Origin of the sequence: Shewanella vesiculosa, assembly GCF_009994065.1 — a bacterium.
GTDB classification, from domain to species: Bacteria; Pseudomonadota; Gammaproteobacteria; order Enterobacterales; family Shewanellaceae; genus Shewanella; species Shewanella vesiculosa.
Genome location: NZ_JAACSD010000012.1, coordinates 17005 through 37299 on the forward strand (window position 1 = coordinate 17005; position 20295 = coordinate 37299).

Here is a 20295-nt window from a genome sequence, read left to right on the forward strand (position 1 = left end):
TGATAAACACAAATGATGAGATGATTTGTTAAAAAGATTAATGCTGTAGTTAAAAATATTGATACGAGTAAATATCTTAATTCTGGTAAGGGACAATGAAATAAATCAGATGATGAGAAAAGATTGAGAATGAGCATAGAAGTAGTTTATATGGTCTCCCCACAGGGACTCGAACCCCGATCGGCCGCTTAGGAGGCGGCTGCTCTATCCTGTTGAGCTATAGAGAGACCCAGTGATTATACTGAGTTTATAATCGAATTAAACCTTTTAAATTTAATTGCTTAATTAACAACCAACTAGTTCTTAATCGCAATGTCATTCACTTGAATATTATAAGCACTGTCGATACCGTCAAAGATTGCCGTTGAACTGTCTTCGGTCACTTGTTCGATAACCACATTAGCCCGACTTTTAGTCGCGATAGCGCGCATAGAGTTGAATCTGTCTGGGATGTTTTTCTGCAGGACGATTTGGAACTTATCACCCATTTTAACGCCATTTTTACGGCCTAAATTGATGATAATGCGATCACCATCTCTTGCCACAATTTGGCCTAGTAATGGTCGGCAATTGAGTTGCTTATCTAACGACATAACGCTTTGTTGTAAAATATCACTGATCGCCTGGCCATAAGATGATCGCCAAAAGCGTTGATTAGCTGGTGAAACTATTTCTTGTCGTTCAAATTCCCAAGGCGCTGATGTCGCAAATGATTCTGACCAGACCACTTCACCGCTAATGCCATGATAAAGAGTTAATTTAAGGATAAATTGCCTCAGTGGATCATCTTCTACAAAGCCCAAATAACTGCTTTGTACTGGTTCAGTTGAAATATCAATAATTTCGGGCTGCAGCAAATATTGGCTGTCGGTAAGTTCACCTAACCAACTGGGTATGCGGTTACCTCTAAAATTGACCAATTGATTGGTATTATCAATTTTCTCATCTGCATGTAGCCTGGCAAAACTGTATCGCGATTGCGCGTTAATCGCTTTGCCTAATTGTTCGGTGATGCGCTCTTCAAAGTGGGCTAATTGACCATAGCGTAATTGTTCACGTTCTTGTAAATAAGCTTGAGGCAGCATAATCGCAGCTTTGAGTGATTGGCTTTTACATTGGGCATCGGGCTCTTGTTCGCTAAGCTCAAGCTGTAAAATGACAGTAATAGTATGCTCGCTGATCATTTCACTCATTAATTCAACATTATTGGCCGAGCCCATACGCTGCATTTGAAAAGTATCTTGAGTAAGCCGTCCTTGATTAATTTGTTGTTCGCTAGAAAAGTTAACTCCCGCTTTTAAACTGGCATAATTTAATGCTTGGCTGATAGCGTCTTCGCGAGCTTTATCAATATCGCCATTAACAATTTTGGCTTTGCCAGTCACTTCAATTTGTTCAGCAAATGCAGACATTGTCACTAGCAAGCCACTTGCACATAATATGGCTATGACAGCAAGATGACTAAAGGGATTAGCTCGGTTAGTAGGGCTGTGTCGGATCAGCATACGATGTCCTAATGTCAAAAAAACGTCTATTTGGCCTAATAAAATGAATTAAGCTTACTCTATATTTTACAAAGCAAAAATTGTGCCTATAACCGCTTTAATAGTTTTTTTTAGATGTAGGGTAATTATAGTAAAGCTTCTAACGCATTTGCCGATATAAAGGAACGAATATTAAAGAGTAAAAAATTGACCTTAGTTACCGATAAATAAGGCGATAAAATGACTCATTTATACCAAGACTTGCGGCATTTTTGTAAGAGGAATTATTATGATTAATAGGCTTGTTGTCCCCACGGTCATACTGGCGTCATTGACGTTAGTTGCATGCACCCAAACGCCTAATGCTGCCAATAATCTTGCCTTTAGTAATAACGGTAAATTTGTCAAAGTGGTCGATGAAGATCAGGTTTATCAGCACAAGCTAGCTTATGATATACAAGCTGTTGGAATATCGCCTAAGGGCCAGGTCAATGTGTGGGCAGAAAAGTTAGTCAACGAATTAGTATTGCAAAATGATGCCCTTCGCCCTGATGAACCACTGCTCATTTCTACGCCGGTAATGGCCAGCAATTTAAATACATCCAATGAGTTAGGCCTTCAATTACAGCAAGGATTGCTTGCTGCATTCCATGCACATGAGTTTAATTTGGTTGATTTAAACGTCGCAACCAATTTACGCGCAACAGAGCAAGGTGAATTTATGTTGAGCCGAAACTGGGAGCTGTTGCGTTCCGATTTACCGGTAGCGCACGTTTTGGTATCAACCATGACCTTAACACCTGAAGGAATCGTCTTTAACGGCCGGATAGTGAATGTGACCAATAATAGAGTGGTTTCTGCGGTGCAATCATTTGTGGCGGCGTCGAGCTTATCGGGATATTTACAACCTTCTGAAATGATTGAATCGCGTAATGGTTTACTGTATCGCCACGAAAATAAGGGCGACAGTCGTTATACTGTATTAGGAGATAAGCTATGAAGTCGTTAATGTTAATTGTGTTGGTACTGTTAACTGGCTGTGTAAGCAAGGATAAATATGTCCAGTGGGAAACCGAAGCTCCAGCCTCGTTCCCTACCCTAACCGCAATTGGTTATGCACCCTTAGCGACTCAGCCAAGCAAAGAACCATCGCATCGTATTTTAATGGCAATGCAAGCATCAAAAATTGCTGCATATCGTGAGTTAGCAGAGCAAGTGTATGGCCAAAAGATTACCGCAAACAGCGACGTGAGTGAGTGGTTATTAACTGACGACAACGTTAAGTCTAGCGTGAGTGGCATTATTCGCGGGGCTAAAGTGGTAAAAACCTACCCAGCCGGTGAGTTTTATGTCACTGAGTTAGCACTTGATTTTAAACAAGTATGGCAGTTATACGAACAACAAAATCGCCCTAAGCGGGTAAAAGAAGTGACTTACTTCTAGGGCCGATTTGCATTAGTAGTTAAGACGATTTTATTAGATAAATGCTGAGTCGCTAGATTAACTTTTACAACAATGCCGCTGATATCAGCGGCATTTTTTATTGTATGGTTTACCACTAATCGTTAAAAGTTCAGTTTAAACACTAAACCGAATGCGGCTTGGTTTTCCATGTCTTCAGTGACATCGGGATAACTTAACTGCATTTCACCGCCAAAATAGTAACCAGCATAAGCATTAAGGCTAACGTTAGTCGTTGCTTGCCAACCTGCGCGAGCAAAGCCTACCCATTCTTCAACTTCAATGGTTTTGTCATCGTCAGCAATTAAAAAACGCTCTGTTCGCATTGAGCTGCCCACGCCAAAATCCCAGTCACGATTATATTGATAACTTAACTCTAATCCTGCCGGGCCACTAAAACCAGCTTGGAACGGGTTAGCAAGTACCCACTTATCGCTTATCTGCCAACGTACGGCTAAATAAGGCAAGGTGCGCACTTCTGAAATATCATTTAAATATGCCACACCGAAACCAAGCATATTACCCGAATCAAAGCGGTACATCCCCGAGGCGACGACACCATAACTTTGTGCATTTGAAGATGATGCCGTATCAGCATAGGCATACTGTAATTTGGGTGCGATGAGAAACATCCAATGATTATCTAAGCGATACGATAGTGACAAACCGGCACTGTACTGATGGATGGTCGACCAAGGTTGAGTACTGCTGCGTAACAGGCTGTTTTGGTTAATATCCCAGTCATAATCGAGATTATCGTAGCCTAAGTTTGCCCCTATAGACCACTGACGATTAAGTGGCATGTTTGCCGAAAAACTGGTTTTCCATGTATCTCGTTGCAACTGATTAGGGTTAGCACTCTCTGCGCCTACATTAGCGGTGCCCGTTGATGTACGAGCAACAGTGAGTGAAAACGGTGAACGTTCTGGTGCCGCTAAAGCATGCTGACTTAACAGCAGACCCGATACGCACAATAATGACCGTACAGATAAATTCAGTGACTTACTCTGTGCCGGAGAAGAAATTACCTTAGTGTTGTAAAGCGTCATACTAATCTGCTTCCCTTCAAATAATGAAATAAACTGAATATTACTTTGGCTTAATTGCTCAAGTAATACTGCTATATGGCCAATTAAGTTCAACTTGAGGTTGAGTTTATTTTACGCCCACTTTATGTGCTCGTAAAAACATGTCGGCGGTATCTTGCAGGTATTGTTGTCTGGTGACGATTAAATCTTCTATTTCTAAGCCTAACTCTAGGCGTAATTTTAGCTCACCAAACAACATTAAACACAATCTAACCGCACTTTCATGAGGGTTTTCAAAAAAGTATTCGTTGTGTTCATTGACTTTTATTAGGTAGTTTCGAACCAATCCTAGTACATGCTTAGGGCCTGCATTATAAAACAATCTAGACACTTCTGGGTGAGTATCGGCTTGAGCAACACAGGTTTTAAACACTGTCATGGCTTCTTTGCTAACAATCATTTCGCCAAACTGCTGTGCAAATAACAAAATAACCTGTTGTGGTTGGCTGGCATCAATTAAGGCATCGTCGGTGAGTTGATGCACAACACATTTCGATTCAATCGCAGACACAAATAAATCGTCTTTAGAACCAAAATGGGAGTAAACAGTTTGTTTTGATACACCGGCATGCTTGGCCACTTCATCCATACTGGTGTTAGGGAAACCATGATGACAAAAAAGATCAATCGCAGACTCGAGCACCTGGGCACGCTTTTGTTCACTGCGGCTGATGTGGTTCTGTCCGCTGGGATTAAGCGCTGTGTGTTGTTTTGTCATGTTGGTTCCATAAATTAGCTCATTAAGCAAATCAAGCCTCTGCATTGCTGATCAGCATTTAGCCTAATAGTAACCAAAAATAGACTGGACAGTCTAGTTTTATAAAATTAGACTATCGAGTCTAGTTAACATTAAAGTTACATTTTATGTTGTGCTGAAAATCTATGCGCTTATTGCCTTTCATGCCAACGGCGAAAAATAAATCAACATTGACACTATTAATTGCTTTGCAAGGAATAAACTTATGAACGCGTCAAAGACATTCACTGCCATCATTCGATACTGGGCGCTAAGTTTAAGCTTAATCGTTTTAAGCGGTTGTGGCTCTGAGGTAAAAGAACACTCGCATACAATTGACTATCAAGCGGTGTTATCACAAAGCTTAGTGTTAAATGACCATTACCAGCATATGCAAACCTATACTGGGACAATTCGCTCAGCCAATACCACAGGTATTGGCTTTGAGCTTGCGGGTAAGCTCAACAATATCTCAGTCGACAGTGGCGATACTGTGACTAAAGGTCAAACATTAGCCCTACTTGATATCGAGTTATTAACGGCCGAACAACAACAACTGCAAGCCAGTTTATTACAAACCCAAGCGGATATCGATTTAGCCAAAAGCACCTTAGTTCGCACTCAAAAACTAAAACAACAAAATTATGTGTCTGAACAGCAGCTTGATGAAACCCAGCAACAAGTCATTAGCTTACAAGCGAATCAAAAGCGCATAGAAGCCAGCTTAAGTGCCACCCATTTAAAAATTGAAAAATCGACATTGTTAGCTCCATTCAATGGCACTATCAGTCAGCGGTTTCATAATGTCGGCGAAGTGATTGCGCTAGGCAGTCCGGTTTTTACCTTAGTGGGTAACAGTGAGCCTTTAGCTTATATTGGGGTACCGATTGATATTGCACAGCAGTTAGCCGCCGAGCAGATGGTAGATGTCCGTGTAGGTAAACAAACCTTTACCGCTAAAATTGCCGGTATTAGTGCCGAGGTCAATACCATTAGTCGCACGGTGCAGTTGCGTATTCATTTGCCCGACTCAGCCAGAGTAATCAATGGCGAAATAGCTTATTTGGCTTATCAACAAGATGTGCCTGCATCTGGTTACTGGGTGCCGATGTCGGCATTAACCGATGGCGTACGCGGGTTATGGAACGTGTTTGCCTTAGTTAAAGCTGAGCAAGGTTTTTATACCATTGAACGTCGCGATGTTGAAATTATCTATACCAATGAACAACAAGCCTATATTCAAGGCGCCATAAAACCAACCGATATCATTGTCTCTCAAGGCTTGCATAAGTTAGTGGTTAATCAAAAAGTCACCCTAGCTCAAGCTGAGAAAACGGGGGCATTATGATTAAAGCATTTTTAGAAAATGGCCGCCTAACCAGTTTATTTATTGCATTATTAATTGTTGCTGGCTTAGGAGCAATTTCAAGCTTACCGCGTACGGAAGACCCACATATTACGAACCGATTTTCATCGGTTATTACTCAATACCCAGGGGCATCAGCAGAACGCGTTGAAGCACTCGTGACCGAAGTACTCGAAAATCAACTTCGCCGTTTAGAAGAGTTGAAGCTAGTCCAGTCAACTTCCCGCCCGGGTATTTCGGTAATCCAGTTAGAATTAAAAGATACTGTTACCGATACTGCTCCAGTATGGTCACGGGCACGAGATCTTATTGCCGACAGTAAATCACTGTTACCCGTTGCAGCACAAAACAGTGTATTAGATGATCAGCTAGGGTATGCCAATACCGCTATTTTAGGACTGGTTTGGGCCGATGACAGCCCAGTAAGAGTCGATATTCTTAATCGGTACGCCAAAGAATTACAAAGTCGCTTAAGATTACTCAGCGGTACTGACTTTGCAAAGTTGTATGGCGCACCTGAAGAAGAGATTTTAGTAGAATTAGATGGTAATAAAATCAGTCAACTGCATTTAACTCCCGCAGGTATCGCGGCAATTTTAAATAATGCCGACAGCAAAATTTCCGCCGGTGAAATTAATAACAACCAGTTTAGAGCCTTGGTTGAGGTTTCTGGTGAATTAGACTCACAAAACCGTATCCGCCAAGTGCCGTTAAAAGTAGACGATTACGGCCAAATTATTCGCTTAGGCGATGTGGCCAATATTAGCCGCCAAGCTAAAACGCCTGCATCGAGTATTGCTTTAATCGACAGTCAACAAGGCGTATTAGTCTCTGCTCGCATGCTCAATAATAACCGCGTCGATGTATGGCAACAGCACGTGAGTAACGCCATTGACGAGTTTTCAGTAAACTTGCCGGCCAATATTAAGGTGCAATGGTTATTTGACCAACAAAGCTATACCAGCGATCGCTTAGGCGACTTGGTCATTAATCTGCTGCAAGGGTTTGTGATTATTTTACTGGTATTAATGCTGACATTAGGCTTACGTAATGCAGTGATTGTAGCAATATCATTACCACTAACCGCACTGTTTACCCTCACCTGCATGAAATATACTGGACTACCGATCCACCAAATGTCGGTAACAGGATTAGTGGTTGCGCTGGGTATTATGGTTGATAACGCAATTGTGATTGTTGATGCCATTGCGCAACGCCGTCAGCAAGGTATGAGCAAACTTGAAGCGGTATCTAAAACTCTGCACCACTTATGGCTGCCATTAGCGGGTTCAACCATTACCACCATGTTAGCTTTTGCACCAATTGTGTTAATGCCAGGCGCTGCGGGTGAGTTTGTGGGTGGTATCGCAATTTCGGTGATGTTTGCATTGCTGGGATCATATATTATTTCGCATACCATTATCGCAGGCCTTGCTGGGCGCTTTAGCCGCAGTGAAAAACCAACGGCTTGGTATCAACAAGGTATGGCATTTCCCAAAATCAGCCAAGCATATACAGCCAGCCTTTACTTTGCATTAACACGGCCAATACTGACGGCGATTGTTATCGGTATATTACCTATTGTCGGTTTTTTTGCCGCGGGAAAAATGACAGAACAATTTTTCCCTCCGTCTGACCGCGATATGTTCCAAATTGAAGTCTACTTAGCGCCGCATGTGAGTATTGAAAACACCCTAGAACAGGTAAAACTGATTGATAATAAACTGCAAAAAATTGAAGATATTGTGGCTGCGACTTGGGTTGTCGGGGGTAACACGCCCTCTTTCTATTACAATTTAACTCAACGACAGCAAGGGGCAACTAACTATGCCCAAGCAATGATTAAAGTGACCGATTTTGCGGCGGCTAATCGATTGATTTTACAATTGCAGAAAGAGTTTGATGTGGAGTTTCCACAAGCCCAAATCTTGGTTCGAAAACTGGAACAAGGCCCTCCTTTTAACGCTCCGGTAGAGTTGCGTATATACGGCCCTAATCTGGACACATTGAAAGCACTGGGTGAACAAGTACGCGGGATTTTAGTTGCAACACCCGATGTGATCCATACTCGCGCAACACTAAGTTCTGGCGCGCCAAAAGTGTGGTTACAAGTCAATGAAGATGCCAGCTTAATGAGCGGCCTGAGCCTTAGCGATATTGCCAATCAAATTCAAATGGCGACTACCGGCATAATTGGTGGCAGCATTTTAGAGCAAACAGAATCACTGCCCATTCGTGTTCGTTTAGGCGACAACAGTCGCGAACAAGCCACACGTTTAGCCGAGATAAATCTGGTATCGCCTTCGGGTTCAGGTATACCGCTAGCGGCATTATCTTATAACGAAATCAATGTGAGTCGCGGCGCAATCCCCCGCAGAAATGGCGAACGCGTCAATACTATTGAAGCTTATATCACCAGTGGAGTACTGCCTGCACAAGTATTAAACGAGGTTAAGGATACCATTGCTAATTTGTCTATTCCGGCGGGATATCATCTTGAAATTGGCGGCGAAAGTGCAAAACGTAATGAGGCAGTGGGTAATTTATTGTCAAATGTAGTGTTAGTTGTCACCTTATTACTAGCCACTGTGGTGCTGTCATTTAACTCATTTAGATTAACGGCAATCATTTTACTGAGTGCATTTCAATCGGCGGGTTTAGGTTTATTATCCGTGTATGTATTTGGCTATCCGTTTGGGTTTACCGTTATTATCGGCTTATTGGGATTAATGGGCTTAGCCATTAATGCTGCAATTGTTATTTTGGCTGAGTTAGAAGATATACCCGAGGCGCGCCATGGTAATATTGAGTTGATCATCAGTACTGTGAGCAGTTGTGGTCGTCATATCGGCTCCACCACCATCACGACTATAGGCGGCTTTTTACCGCTAATTATTGCAGGTGGTGGCTTTTGGCCGCCATTTGCCATAGCCATTGCTGGCGGTACGCTTTTGGCGACCATGTTGTCACTAATTTGGGTGCCTGTAATGTATACCTTGTTAATGAAACCTAAGGTCAACCTTATCAAGAAGCCAATTTCGATTTAATGTTCAATACAAAATAAAGATTTGCCCTAAACTGGCAGTAAAAATCCGCTTTAGGGCAGTAAGCACAAAACTCAAACATAAATTAAACGGTTATCTCTAACAAGAACCAATTGGTGTCGTCTTGGGGGAAATTAATGTCTCTGAGGTAAACAAAGCCATAATCAACCAAGGTTAAATCTGAATACTTGTCGAGCATTTCACCGGCCCAACATACTTTCTCGTCCAGCCTTATAAGCCACATGACTTCCCTAACCTGTACCGTGCAATTAGGTATAAATCGACAATTTGGTCAAATAAACAAGATAATAATTCAAGTCAACTTAATATATTATGATTAGCCCTACCCTCTAAATACTTGCTGGTAGTGGCCTGAGAAAAAAAGGCAGGCGCTAATTTAGACGCTGTTAATGTGAGCATTATTGATTAACCTAAAAAAACAGTCTAAATTTAAAATTCCTAGTCGTGTTATGCGATAAATGTCCTCATAGAACATGAATTTATATTTGTTTCACATTTTTGGCTTCATACCAGACAATCTTTACATTTACGCGGTATATTAAATTGAGCGAACCATATCTATTTAGATTAATCATCACAATAATTATGAGAAAGAGCATATGAACTATAAAAACTGGCCTATTTCAAAACAAATAGGCTCTCTTGTCGTGTTGTCATCCGTTATTATTTTCACCGCTATGTCTTGTTTTTCATATCTAACCGCTTCCACTGTATTACATGATAAAGCGATCAAAGCTATACAATCACAAATGGACAGTAATACTCATTTACTTGAACTGGAATACGACAGTATGTTGTCTTCGGCGAAACGTAGCTCCGATATTCTTCGTACTTTATATCCAGGACAATTTTCGATAGAAAATAAATCCGTTGACGTGTTAGGCGTTAAGACTCCGGTTCTTTTACATGATAATGAACAAGTTAATAATGAAAATAATAATGTAGACCGCTTTTCGCAACTAACTGGCGGCGTAGCGACTATATTTGCTCGTGATAATGATGATTTTGTTCGAGTGTCAACATCACTGAAAAAAACGGATGGTAACCGTGCGCTAGGGACTTATCTGGGGGTTAATCACCCAGGCTATAAGCAATTAATTAGTGGTCAAAAATACGAAGGCTATGCCAAGCTTTTTGGCAAAGATTACATGACAATTTATAGCCCAGTAAAAGACAGCAGCGGCAAAGTTAATGCTATCCTTTTTATCGGTTATGACATTAGCCAATCAATTCTGCAAATCCAGAATGCACTTAAAACACTCACACTCGAAGAGTCAGGATCTTATGCCATTATCCGTAATTCTGATAAACAAGTTATTTCTCATCGCGATTTGAACACTGAAGCGCCTTTTACTGAATCATTGTTTAATGGTTTATCGCTTGAACAGGCACTCACAGATAAAGGCAGCTGGGTTTACACTTCATTATCGGATGAAGAGATGTATGCTTATTCAATAAAGATTGCAGGTTGGAATTGGACCATGGTTGGCTATGTGCCAACCAAAGAATTAAATAATGAAAGTTTAGCTATGCTAAAAATTAACGTGATTTTAGCATTGATAGGCATAGTTCTGATTGCTGTTTTACTGTTTATGGTGATCAATCGTGCGATGAAGCCATTAAAAAATCTACAGCAACAAATCGCTAAATTAGGTCAAGGCGATCTTTCACAAACATTCATGCAGTGCTCTGAAAGCAGTGGTAATGAAGTTGATCACATCACTATCAGTGTGACCCAAATGGCTGCGAGTTTGGCGAGTTTAATTGAATCATTAAAACAGTCGGTTATTAGCTTAGAAAACCAAGCAAATCAAAGCCAACAAACATCAAAGTTAAATGGTCATGAAGCAAAAGCACTGTTAAACCAAACAGAGCAAATTGCGACGGCTATCGAAGAGATGTCTTCTTCGATTAAAGACGTCGCCCAAAATGCTAGTCAAGGAGCACAGCAAGCGCAGGAAATTGATAGTGCATCAGCTCAAGGGCATGCTCAGTTAAGCCAAGAGGTCACCGCGCTGCAATCTTTAAGTGAGCAACTCATCCAAAGTCAAAAAAATATTGAAAGTGTCAGCAGTGAGAGCCAAGCTATTAGTAAAGTAACTGAAGTGATTAATGGCATTGCAGAACAAACTAACTTGCTAGCATTAAACGCTGCTATTGAAGCTGCTAGAGCAGGAGAACAAGGTCGTGGTTTTGCCGTTGTGGCTGATGAGGTGCGCTCTCTTGCGCAAAGAACGCAGCGTTCAATTAGTGAGATTAGCTCGACGATAGCTAAATTACAGCATCAAGTAAAATTTACCGCGACACAAATGGTCGAGTGCCAGCAGTTAGGAGCATCTTCAGCTGAACAAGCTAATATCGTCAATCTCCAACTCAGTCAGATTAATCAGAGTATCGGTGAAATGGCAATATTCTCATCCAGTATAGCCAGTGCAACTAATCAACAAAGCACAGTGGCAGATGAGGTGTCTCATAGCTTGCATACTATAGCGACGTTGGCACAAAATAGTGATGAACGGGCAACAAAAGCGGTCAGTGATGCAGAACAATTAACCGCACTTGCGGTCAGCATCAAACAACAAATTGGAGTATTTAAAGTCGTGTAGTTGACTGGAATTGATAACAGGGATCAGAGCTCAGCGATTGGGTTCTGATCCAATAAAATACTCTTCAGGCCCATGATACCCGATTACCACGCGACTCAAATATCACTAATATTCAAGTAAAGCACAGCGCGATTTATCTCTTCTGCAAGTCTCAATTATCACTATATTGAAAGCATTATTACTGTGGTGTCATCCCACTGTTATGATTGTTTTCAGTTATCGTTTTCAGTTATCTTTCTCAGCCTTCTGCATCAATCCCCCTCATCGGCGTCCTACATCGATTGGGCTCTATCTTTATAGACATCAACATAACGTAAAGTGACTTTATATTTGCTCGTTAAGGTTGGCTATAGGCAGAATGAATAACCAAAATAAGTTGGTAACTGGCTTGATTATTCGACTACTATCAAGCCTGTTTAGAAGTGTGCTTTATTACCTACCAAACAAAAGCCAATAAAAAACCGCCTTGTTACCAAGACGGTTTTTCAATTACAGATGTCGCGATTAGTTGTCGCTGTTACGATCCATATTTTCAGTATTCTCAAGCCATAACGCATTGATAATACCGAATGAACACGCTAACAATACACCAAGAATCCAAGCAAAATACCACATAAATGTTGCTCCTTAATTTAATAAAGTGAGTTTTTATTGTTTTCAATAAACTCACGATTTAAGCGGCCAAACATCTTGTAATAAGTCCAAATGGTATAACTTAGGACAGTCGGTACGAAGATGATAGCGGCAACGGTCATTACTTTAAGTGACATTTGGCTAGCAGTAGCATCCCACATAGTTAAGCTCACATTAGGCTCTAATGATGAAGGCATAACAAATGGGAACATAGCAGCACCACACGTTAAAATCACCCCCGCAACAGCAAGCGAGCTGAAAAAGAATGCAAAACCACTACGATTCAAACGACTGGCTAATACCACTAGTACTGGCATTAACAAACCTAATACAGGAAATAGCATAGTCAAAGGATATTTATCGTAGTTTATCAACCAACCACCGGCTTCAACCGCTACCGTTTTAGTGGTTGGATTTGATGCTCCAGCGACGTCAAGAGCTGAAGTGATCACATAACCATCAATACCATTGACCAACCAAAAGCCTGCTGCACCAAACAGAACCACTAATAGACTGCCACAAATTTGTGATGTCTTAGCACTGCGCACACGAAGCTCGCCGTCCGTCTTCATTTGTAACCATGTAGACCCTTGCATTATCACCATAGTGACACTCACAAGACCGGCTAATAACCCAAACGGATTTAATAAACCGAATAGACCGCCATGGTAGGTAGCACGTAAATATTCATCAAAGTTAAACGGCACACCTTGGAGTAAGTTACCAAATGCAACACCAATGATTAATGGTGGTACGAAACAGCCGACAAATAATGCCTTGTCCCATGTTTTGCGCCATTTTGGATCTTCAATTTTAGAGCGGTAATCAAAGCCAACAGGACGCAAAAAGAGTGCGAACAACACCAGCATCATTGCCACATAAAAACCAGAAAACGCCACTGCGTAAACCATAGGCCAAGCTGCAAATAATGCACCACCAGCAGTGATTAACCAAACTTGGTTACCATCCCAGTGCGGAGCAATTGTGTTGATCATGATACGGCGATCGGTATCGTCTTTACCTATAATAGGTAACAATATCCCCACGCCCAGATCAAAGCCATCTGTCACGGTGAAACCAATCAATAATACACCGATTAACGCCCACCAAATAAATCTTAATACTTCGTAATCAAACATAATCAGGTCCTCAGATTAAGCATCTTGGGTTTCGAAATGGTAACGGCCAGTCTTTAAGCTACTAGGGCCAAGACGAGCAAACTTGAACATTAAGAAAGCCTCTATCACCAGTAAAATGGTATAGAACACCGTAATCGAAATAATACTAAACCAAAGATCCGCCGTGGTTAAACTAGACGCCGACATAAAGGTCGGAAGCACTTCAGAAATAGTCCAAGGTTGGCGACCAAACTCTGACACAAACCAACCGGCTTCAATGGCAATCCAAGGAAGTGGCAAGCTATAAAGTGCTGCACGCAGTACCCATTTCTTCTCAGCGATTTGATGACGAGTGCTTTGCCAGAAAGCGGCTGCAAACACAAACAACATAATCACCCCTGCTGCCACCATAATCCGGAAACTCCAGAACATAGGTGCGACAGTTGGAATAGAATCATAAGAGGCCGCTTTAATCTGCTCTTCGGTAGCATCAACCACTTTGTCGGTATAACGCTTAAGCAAGAAACCATAACCTAAATCGATTTTAGTCGCTTCAAATTGCTCTCTAACCTCTGCTGATTTATCACCAGCACGTAGTTTTTCAAGCAATCCGTAGGCAACCATACCGTTACGAATTCGTACTTCGTGATCTTTAATAAGATCCTTAATACCCGTCACTTCTTCGTCTAATGTTCGCGTTGCAATAATACCCATGGCATAAGGGATTTTAATCGCATAGTCGGTTTCCATGGTTTCTTGATTAGGAAAACCAACGACGGTAAAGGCTGCTGGAGCAGGCTCAGTGTGCCACTCAGCTTCAATAGCTGCTAACTTAACACGTTGAACTTCGCCGACTTTATAACCCGACTCATCGCCTAATACGATAACCGATAAAATCGCTGCCATACCAAAGCTTGCTGCAACAGCAAATGAGCGCCGAGCAAACGGTAAGTCACGCCCTTTTAGTATGTAGTATGAGCTAATAGCTAACACAAACATCGAACCAGCAACATAACCAGAGGCTACAGTATGAACAAACTTAACTTGCGCGACAGGGTTAAACACTACGGCGCCAAAATCAACCATCTCCATGCGCATGGTTTCATAGTTAAATACTGAACCTACTGGATTTTGCATCCAACCATTGGCAATCAAAATCCATAAGGCTGACATATTAGAGCCGATGGCAACAAGCCATGTGACCACTAAATGCTGACGTTTACTAAAACGATCCCAACCGAAAAAGAACATCCCGACTAACGTTGACTCGAGGAAGAAAGCCATTAAGCCTTCAATGGCCAGAGGCGCACCAAAAATGTCACCTACATAGTGAGAATAGTAGGACCAGTTAGTACCAAACTGGAATTCCATTGCTAAACCCGTAGAAACACCTAGAGCAAAGTTAATCCCAAACAACTTACCCCAAAATTTTGTCATGTCTTTATAGATTTGCTTATTCGTCATCACATACAGTGATTCCATAATCGCAAGGATGAAAGCTAAACCTAGGGTGAGTGGAACAAATAGAAAATGATACATGGCTGTCAACGCAAATTGAAAACGCGATAGCTCAACGACCTCTTCGATAATCATTGGCGGCTCCTTACTTCAGTACAACCAAATACTACACAGTAACACGGGGTTACTATAATGATGATGTTATACCTGAAAACGGTCATATTGAAGCAGTGGATAACTCACCAATGAGTAAAAATGATAAATTAATCTGTTTGCCTGTGTTTTCAAGTGCAATCTTAAACGCCTTGTATCTTACGGTATAAATACCTAGGAGATCATATTTTTTAGTCAAAAATGTGATAAACATTAGATTTTTCGAATGGATAATATTTTGATATAAAAAATCAGGCCTTTACAGTGAAAATCACTCTTAAATGATCTCCAGTTGTTGTCAGATGGATCACAATTTATCAAAAAAATGGTCATATTTTCTGTAAAACTTTTTGAACATCTCTCGCATCCCCTCTTGAGGTATTGACAAAAACAAGCCAATTGCTAGGAAGATAAATCGATTAAATATAGGTCGCCATAAAAAACCCAACTCATCGCCATTGTTAAAAGAAAGTATAAAAACCAACAACTCAATAATAATTAATAAATTATTTAAATAATGTTAATTTTAAATTAATTAAATTAAATAATCATAATCAATAACTTATAATTTAAATATAATAAACATAAAAAAACCACGCCAACAAACCATTAGATTAACTAATGACAAGAATCATTTTTTCTCGTTTGAGCCAGCAATAAGGTAACTGTATAATTTCCACACAGTTAAGAAAACGAACAGTGGTTGCGCGATGAGTCGTCGTCTTAATTCCAGTGACCTAACCTAAAGAGAAGTGCTATGACTCAATTATTCGAAAATATTGCCAACTTGTACAAACGCGTTTTTACTGAAATGTTTACTGCTAAAGAAGTGAAGTAAGATCGCTCACTTTTTTATCTATACCCTGTTTAGTAGATGTTTTTGTTAGCGCAGAAATCATATTAAGCGACAATCGTTATTATCTATCTATAACGAAACTAAACCCCCATAGAGCTACTCTATGGGGGTTTTATTTATTCAACGACATCAAAGCCATTAGTTGATAAAACGAATTAACCAATAAAAAAGGCGACTCAAATGAGTCGCCTTTTTACTTTATCTAAACTAGATAGTTAATTTGAAATTAACCGATCTTGACTCGAGCATTACGGAACATGCGCATCCAAGGGCTATCTTCACCCCAGTTATCTGGATGCCATGAATTGGCAACGGTTCTGAATACACGCTCAGGATGCGGCATCATAATTGTCACTCGGCCATCCGTGGTACAAATACCGGTTAGACCATTCGCTGAACCATTAGGGTTCTCAGGGTACTGAGTCGCAATTTGACCATGGCCATCAACATAACGCAGTGCAATAGTGCCCGATGCTTCGGCATTAGCTAACGCTTGAGCATTAGCAAACTCAACTAAGCCTTCACCATGTGATACTGCGATAGGCATACGAGAACCGACCATGCCGTCAAAAAATACCGATGGGTTTTGTTGCACTTCAACCAAACTGAATCGAGCTTCAAAACGCTCAGAGCGGTTACGCACAAAGCGCGGCCAATGCTCACTTCCTGGAATAATGTCTTTCAGGTTAGATAACATCTGACAACCATTACACACACCAAGGGCGATGCTTGAATCACGTTCGAAGAAACGACTAAACTCATCGCGAGCACGATCATTAAACAGAATCGACTTAGCCCAACCTTCACCAGCACCTAATACGTCACCATAAGAGAATCCGCCACAAGCCACTAGGCCTTGGAACTCTTCAAGACTAATACGCCCAGATAAAATGTCCGACATGTGCACGTCGCGGCTTTCAAAACCGGCACGGTCAAAAGCGGCTGCCATCTCGACATGAGAGTTAACGCCCTGCTCACGTAAAATAGCCATTTTAGGTGCGACACCTTTAAGAATATAAGGTGCGGCTACATCTTCACTTGGATTAAAGCCTAATTTAACCGTTAAACCAGGTGCATCAGCTTGTTGTTTAAGCTCATACTCTTCACGTGCACATTCTGGATTATCACGAAGTGCTTGCATGCGATAGGTGGTTTCTGACCACATAGTGCGCAGTGCAGTACGGCTATCAGCAAATATAACTCGCTGGCCATCGTTAATGCTAATCTTGTCAGCGGCTTGTAAACCACCAATGTGATGACAAGCTACGCCTTTAGCCGCAAATTGCGCGACAATGGCTTTAGCATCAGCAACACCAACTTGAATGACAGCACCCAGTTCTTCGTTAAATAAACGTTCTAAATCAGTACCATTCAAGCTGGCTAAATCAATAGTTAACCCAGTATTACCGGCAAAGGCCATTTCCACTAAAGTGGTAAATAAACCACCGTCGCTGCGGTCGTGATATGCCATAACCGCTTGCTCAGCCACTAATTGCTGCATGACTTCAAAGAAGCCCGCTAAGTTAGCGGTAACATCTAATGTCGGTGCAATATCACCTAGCTCACTGTAAACCTGCGCTAAACAAGAACCCCCTAAACGATTTTGGCCATTGCTTAAGTCCAGCATTAATAATGTAGTGTCACCTTTATCACTGCGAAGTTGTGGCGTCACGGTTTTACGTATGTCTTGTACCACGCCAAAAGCGGTGATAACTAATGACATAGGCGATGTTACCGTTTTCTGTACACCACTATCTTCCCATGCGGTTTTCATCGACATAGAGTCTTTACCGACAGGGATAGTGATACCAAGTTCTGGACAAAGGTCTTCGCCAATGGCTTTAACAGCTTGGTATAAACCGGCATCCTCACCAGGGTGACCCGCCGGCGACATCCAGTTAGCCGAAAGCTTAATGCGCTTAAACGAGCCAATATCAGTACCAGCAATGTTCATGATCGATTCAGCAACCGCCATACGCGCAGAAGCATCAAAGTCGAGTAAAGCCAATGGCGTTCGTTCACCCATCGACATCGCTTCACCGCAATAGCTATCATAACTTGATGCGGTTACCGCACAATCAGCAACCGGAACCTGCCATGGACCGACCATTTGGTCGCGGTTAACTAATCCCGTCACTGAACGGTCACCGATGGTGATTAGGAAAGTTTTATCGGCTACGGTTGGCAAAGTTAAAACGCGCTTAACCGCATCTTTTAATTCAATCTTAGATTGATCTAATGCCGGTGATACCGCTTTTACCGACACCACATCACGACTCATTTTAGGCGCTTTACCTAATAAGACTTCGAGCGGTAAATCAATCGGTTTGTTATTAAAGTGACTGTCGGCAAGCGTTAAATGCATCTCTGCAGTCGCTTCACCAACCACGGCAAATGGAGCGCGTTCACGGGCACAAATATCAGCAAACTGCTGTAAATTCTCTGGCGCAACCGATAGCACATAACGTTCTTGAGATTCATTACACCAAATTTCGAGCGGGCTCATGCCTGGCTCGTCAGAGGGAACGTTGCGTAAATTGAACACACCACCGCGATCAGCGTCATTCACTAACTCAGGGAATGCGTTCGATAATCCGCCGGCACCCACATCGTGAATAAATTGAATAGGATTGGTGTCACCTAGCTGCCAGCAACGGTCAATCACTTCCTGACAGCGACGTTCCATTTCTGGATTTTCACGTTGTACAGAAGCAAAATCTAAATCTTCGCTAGACTGACCTGATGCCATAGAAGATGCAGCACCGCCGCCCAAACCTATGTTCATTGCAGGCCCACCAAGCACAATGAGTTTAGCGCCAACCGTGATTTCACCTTTTTGCACATGTTCTTCACGAATATTGCCTAAACCACCGGCAATCATAATCGGCTTATGGTAACCACGAACTTCAACACCGTTATGACTAGACACTAATTGTTCATAAGTGCGGAAATATCCCGTAATCGCAGGACGACCAAATTCATTATTAAATGCAGCGCCACCAAGTGGGCCTTCAAGCATGATCTCAAGTGGAGTCACAATACGATCGGGTTTACCGTAATTCCCTTCCCATGGTTGCACAAATCCAGGAATTTTTAAGTTAGAAACCGTAAAACCAGATAAACCCGCTTTAGGCTTAGAACCTCGACCAGTAGCGCCTTCATCACGAATTTCACCACCAGAACCAGTAGCGGCACCAGGATAAGGACTAATTGCAGTAGGATGATTATGAGTTTCGACTTTCATTAAGATGTGCATTGGTTCAGTGTGATAGTTATAAATACCATCAGGGTCTGGGAAAAAACGTCCCGCAACCGAACCTGTCATCACAGCGGCATTATCTTTATAAGCTGACAACACGTAATCAGGAGTGACTTCAAAAGTATTCTTAATCATTTTAAACAATGATTTTGGCTGCACTTCGCCATCGATTGTCCAATCTGCATTAAAAATTTTGTGACGACAATGCTCTGAGTTTGCTTGAGCAAACATCATTAATTCGATGTCGTTAGGGTTACGCTTTAAACGAACAAAGTTTTCAATTAAATAGTCAATTTCATCATCAGCAAGAGCCAAACCTAACTTAACGTTAGCGACTTCTAAGGCACGACGGCCTTCAGCAAGAATATTAACACTGCTAAATTTTGCCGGTTCTGTGCGGGCAAATAATACCTCAGCCGCTTCAAACTCAGGCAATATGATTTCGACCATACGGTCATGTAATAAACCTTGCAGTTGTTTTTGTTGTTCTGCGGTTAATTCTGAAGCTTCAACATAATAAGCCATACCACGCTCAAGGCGTTTTACTTTGCCCAAACCACAGTTGTGTGCGATGTCGGTTGCTTTAGAAGACCAAGGAGAAATGGTGCCAGGACGTGGAGTAACAAATAATAGAGTACCTTGTGGAGCATGCGACTCAATAGCGGGTCCATAGGTAAGAATAGTTTCTAACTGTAGACGCTCATTATCATCTAGTGACTCACTCAAATTAGCTAAATGAACATATTCAGCATAAATTTGAGATACTGGAAGTGCTGCATTTTCGCAAGCCTCCATGAGTTTTTGAACTCTAAATGCAGATAGTGCTGGGGCTCCGCGAATGATCTCAATCACGTCTATTCACCTTATAAATTATATTGGGTCAGAATTGGCGCTATTATAAGGAATTGCACAGTACAAATCACCTTTAAGCACCCGTGAAAACAGTGTTTCCTGATAGGGAAAATATCCACAATTGTGCTTATGCATATTTATGACACAGCGACTTTACTGT

Annotated in this window: 13 protein-coding genes and 1 tRNA gene; 5 read left to right on the top strand and 9 right to left on the bottom strand. The window is 41.6% G+C overall.

The window, feature by feature from the left end; genetic code table 11:
• Nucleotides 1-151 precede the first annotated feature (151 nt).
• Nucleotides 152-227 (bottom strand) — tRNA-Arg (locus GW828_RS13515).
• Between the two features lie 69 nt (nucleotides 228-296).
• Nucleotides 297-1505, bottom strand: a complete 1209-nt coding sequence (locus GW828_RS13520) for a flagellar assembly protein FlgT (RefSeq protein ID WP_259395201.1) — start codon at nucleotides 1503-1505, stop codon at nucleotides 297-299.
• Between the two features lie 268 nt (nucleotides 1506-1773).
• Here GW828_RS13520 and GW828_RS13525 point away from each other — a divergent pair, with 268 nt between their 5' ends.
• Both GW828_RS13525 and GW828_RS13530 read left to right on the top strand, forming a co-directional pair.
• Nucleotides 1774-2484 (top strand): FlgO family outer membrane protein, encoded by a 711-nt coding sequence (locus GW828_RS13525; protein WP_273057959.1) that lies wholly within the window; start codon nucleotides 1774-1776, stop codon nucleotides 2482-2484.
• A complete protein-coding gene (locus GW828_RS13530; RefSeq protein WP_182697980.1) occupies nucleotides 2481-2927 on the top strand; it encodes an LPP20 family lipoprotein in 447 nt (148 codons plus the stop codon). Before GW828_RS13525 ends, GW828_RS13530 begins: the two co-directional genes overlap by 4 nt.
• A gap of 122 nt (nucleotides 2928-3049) precedes the next feature.
• Here GW828_RS13530 and GW828_RS13535 read toward each other — a convergent pair whose 3' ends face one another.
• Both GW828_RS13535 and GW828_RS13540 read right to left on the bottom strand, forming a co-directional pair.
• On the bottom strand, nucleotides 3050-3994 hold the full coding sequence (locus GW828_RS13535) for a DUF6268 family outer membrane beta-barrel protein (RefSeq protein ID WP_124016886.1): 945 nt from the start codon (nucleotides 3992-3994) through the stop codon (nucleotides 3050-3052).
• Between the two features lie 106 nt (nucleotides 3995-4100).
• Nucleotides 4101-4751: a TetR/AcrR family transcriptional regulator gene (locus GW828_RS13540; protein WP_273057960.1), complete on the bottom strand. Its 651-nt coding sequence runs from the start codon at nucleotides 4749-4751 to the stop codon at nucleotides 4101-4103.
• A gap of 244 nt (nucleotides 4752-4995) precedes the next feature.
• Between GW828_RS13540 and GW828_RS13545 the strand changes: the two genes are divergently transcribed.
• Both GW828_RS13545 and GW828_RS13550 read left to right on the top strand, forming a co-directional pair.
• On the top strand, nucleotides 4996-6117 hold the full coding sequence (locus tag GW828_RS13545) for an efflux RND transporter periplasmic adaptor subunit (protein ID WP_182721991.1): 1122 nt from the start codon (nucleotides 4996-4998) through the stop codon (nucleotides 6115-6117).
• On the top strand, nucleotides 6114-9182 hold the full coding sequence (locus GW828_RS13550) for an efflux RND transporter permease subunit (protein WP_273057961.1): 3069 nt from the start codon (nucleotides 6114-6116) through the stop codon (nucleotides 9180-9182). The genes GW828_RS13545 and GW828_RS13550 overlap by 4 nt, the downstream gene beginning before the upstream one ends.
• Nucleotides 9183-9264: 82 nt before the next feature.
• Here GW828_RS13550 and GW828_RS13555 read toward each other — a convergent pair whose 3' ends face one another.
• Entirely contained in the window at nucleotides 9265-9423 is a 159-nt protein-coding gene (locus GW828_RS13555) for a hypothetical protein (protein ID WP_273057962.1), read from the bottom strand.
• A 376-nt stretch (nucleotides 9424-9799) separates the two neighbouring features.
• Between GW828_RS13555 and GW828_RS13560 the strand changes: the two genes are divergently transcribed.
• Nucleotides 9800-11806 (top strand): methyl-accepting chemotaxis protein, encoded by a 2007-nt coding sequence (locus GW828_RS13560; protein WP_182721993.1) that lies wholly within the window; start codon nucleotides 9800-9802, stop codon nucleotides 11804-11806.
• 504 nt (nucleotides 11807-12310) lie between these two features.
• Here the strand turns inward: GW828_RS13560 and cydX are convergent.
• The 4 genes from cydX to purL form a co-directional block, all read right to left on the bottom strand.
• Nucleotides 12311-12421 (bottom strand): cytochrome bd-I oxidase subunit CydX, encoded by a 111-nt coding sequence (cydX, locus tag GW828_RS13565; protein WP_124016873.1) that lies wholly within the window; start codon nucleotides 12419-12421, stop codon nucleotides 12311-12313.
• Between the two features lie 17 nt (nucleotides 12422-12438).
• Nucleotides 12439-13578 carry a cytochrome d ubiquinol oxidase subunit II gene (gene cydB / locus GW828_RS13570; RefSeq protein WP_182697974.1) on the bottom strand — a complete coding sequence of 380 codons (1140 nt, stop codon included), beginning with the start codon at nucleotides 13576-13578 and terminating at the stop codon, nucleotides 12439-12441.
• Between the two features lie 15 nt (nucleotides 13579-13593).
• Nucleotides 13594-15150: a cytochrome ubiquinol oxidase subunit I gene (locus GW828_RS13575; protein ID WP_124016871.1), complete on the bottom strand. Its 1557-nt coding sequence runs from the start codon at nucleotides 15148-15150 to the stop codon at nucleotides 13594-13596.
• Nucleotides 15151-16250: 1100 nt separating this feature from the next.
• Nucleotides 16251-20132, bottom strand: a complete 3882-nt coding sequence (purL, locus tag GW828_RS13580) for a phosphoribosylformylglycinamidine synthase (RefSeq protein ID WP_273058020.1) — start codon at nucleotides 20130-20132, stop codon at nucleotides 16251-16253.
• Nucleotides 20133-20295: the final 163 nt, after the last annotated feature.

What these genes read in the sequence shown, in the direction of transcription:
- GW828_RS13545 (WP_182721991.1), top strand. Translation starts at nt 4,996, where the DNA reads ATGAACGCGTCAAAGACATTCACTGCCATCATTCGATACTGGGCGCTA.
- GW828_RS13530 (WP_182697980.1), top strand. Translation starts at nt 2,481, where the DNA reads ATGAAGTCGTTAATGTTAATTGTGTTGGTACTGTTAACTGGCTGTGTA.
- cydX (WP_124016873.1), bottom strand. Translation starts at nt 12,421, where the DNA reads ATGTGGTATTTTGCTTGGATTCTTGGTGTATTGTTAGCGTGTTCATTC.
- GW828_RS13540 (WP_273057960.1), bottom strand. Translation starts at nt 4,751, where the DNA reads ATGACAAAACAACACACAGCGCTTAATCCCAGCGGACAGAACCACATC.
- GW828_RS13525 (WP_273057959.1), top strand. Translation starts at nt 1,774, where the DNA reads ATGATTAATAGGCTTGTTGTCCCCACGGTCATACTGGCGTCATTGACG.
- GW828_RS13560 (WP_182721993.1), top strand. Translation starts at nt 9,800, where the DNA reads ATGAACTATAAAAACTGGCCTATTTCAAAACAAATAGGCTCTCTTGTC.
- GW828_RS13535 (WP_124016886.1), bottom strand. Translation starts at nt 3,994, where the DNA reads ATGACGCTTTACAACACTAAGGTAATTTCTTCTCCGGCACAGAGTAAG.
- GW828_RS13555 (WP_273057962.1), bottom strand. Translation starts at nt 9,423, where the DNA reads ATGTGGCTTATAAGGCTGGACGAGAAAGTATGTTGGGCCGGTGAAATG.
- GW828_RS13520 (WP_259395201.1), bottom strand. Translation starts at nt 1,505, where the DNA reads ATGCTGATCCGACACAGCCCTACTAACCGAGCTAATCCCTTTAGTCAT.
- GW828_RS13550 (WP_273057961.1), top strand. Translation starts at nt 6,114, where the DNA reads ATGATTAAAGCATTTTTAGAAAATGGCCGCCTAACCAGTTTATTTATT.
- cydB (WP_182697974.1), bottom strand. Translation starts at nt 13,578, where the DNA reads ATGTTTGATTACGAAGTATTAAGATTTATTTGGTGGGCGTTAATCGGT.
- GW828_RS13575 (WP_124016871.1), bottom strand. Translation starts at nt 15,150, where the DNA reads ATGATTATCGAAGAGGTCGTTGAGCTATCGCGTTTTCAATTTGCGTTG.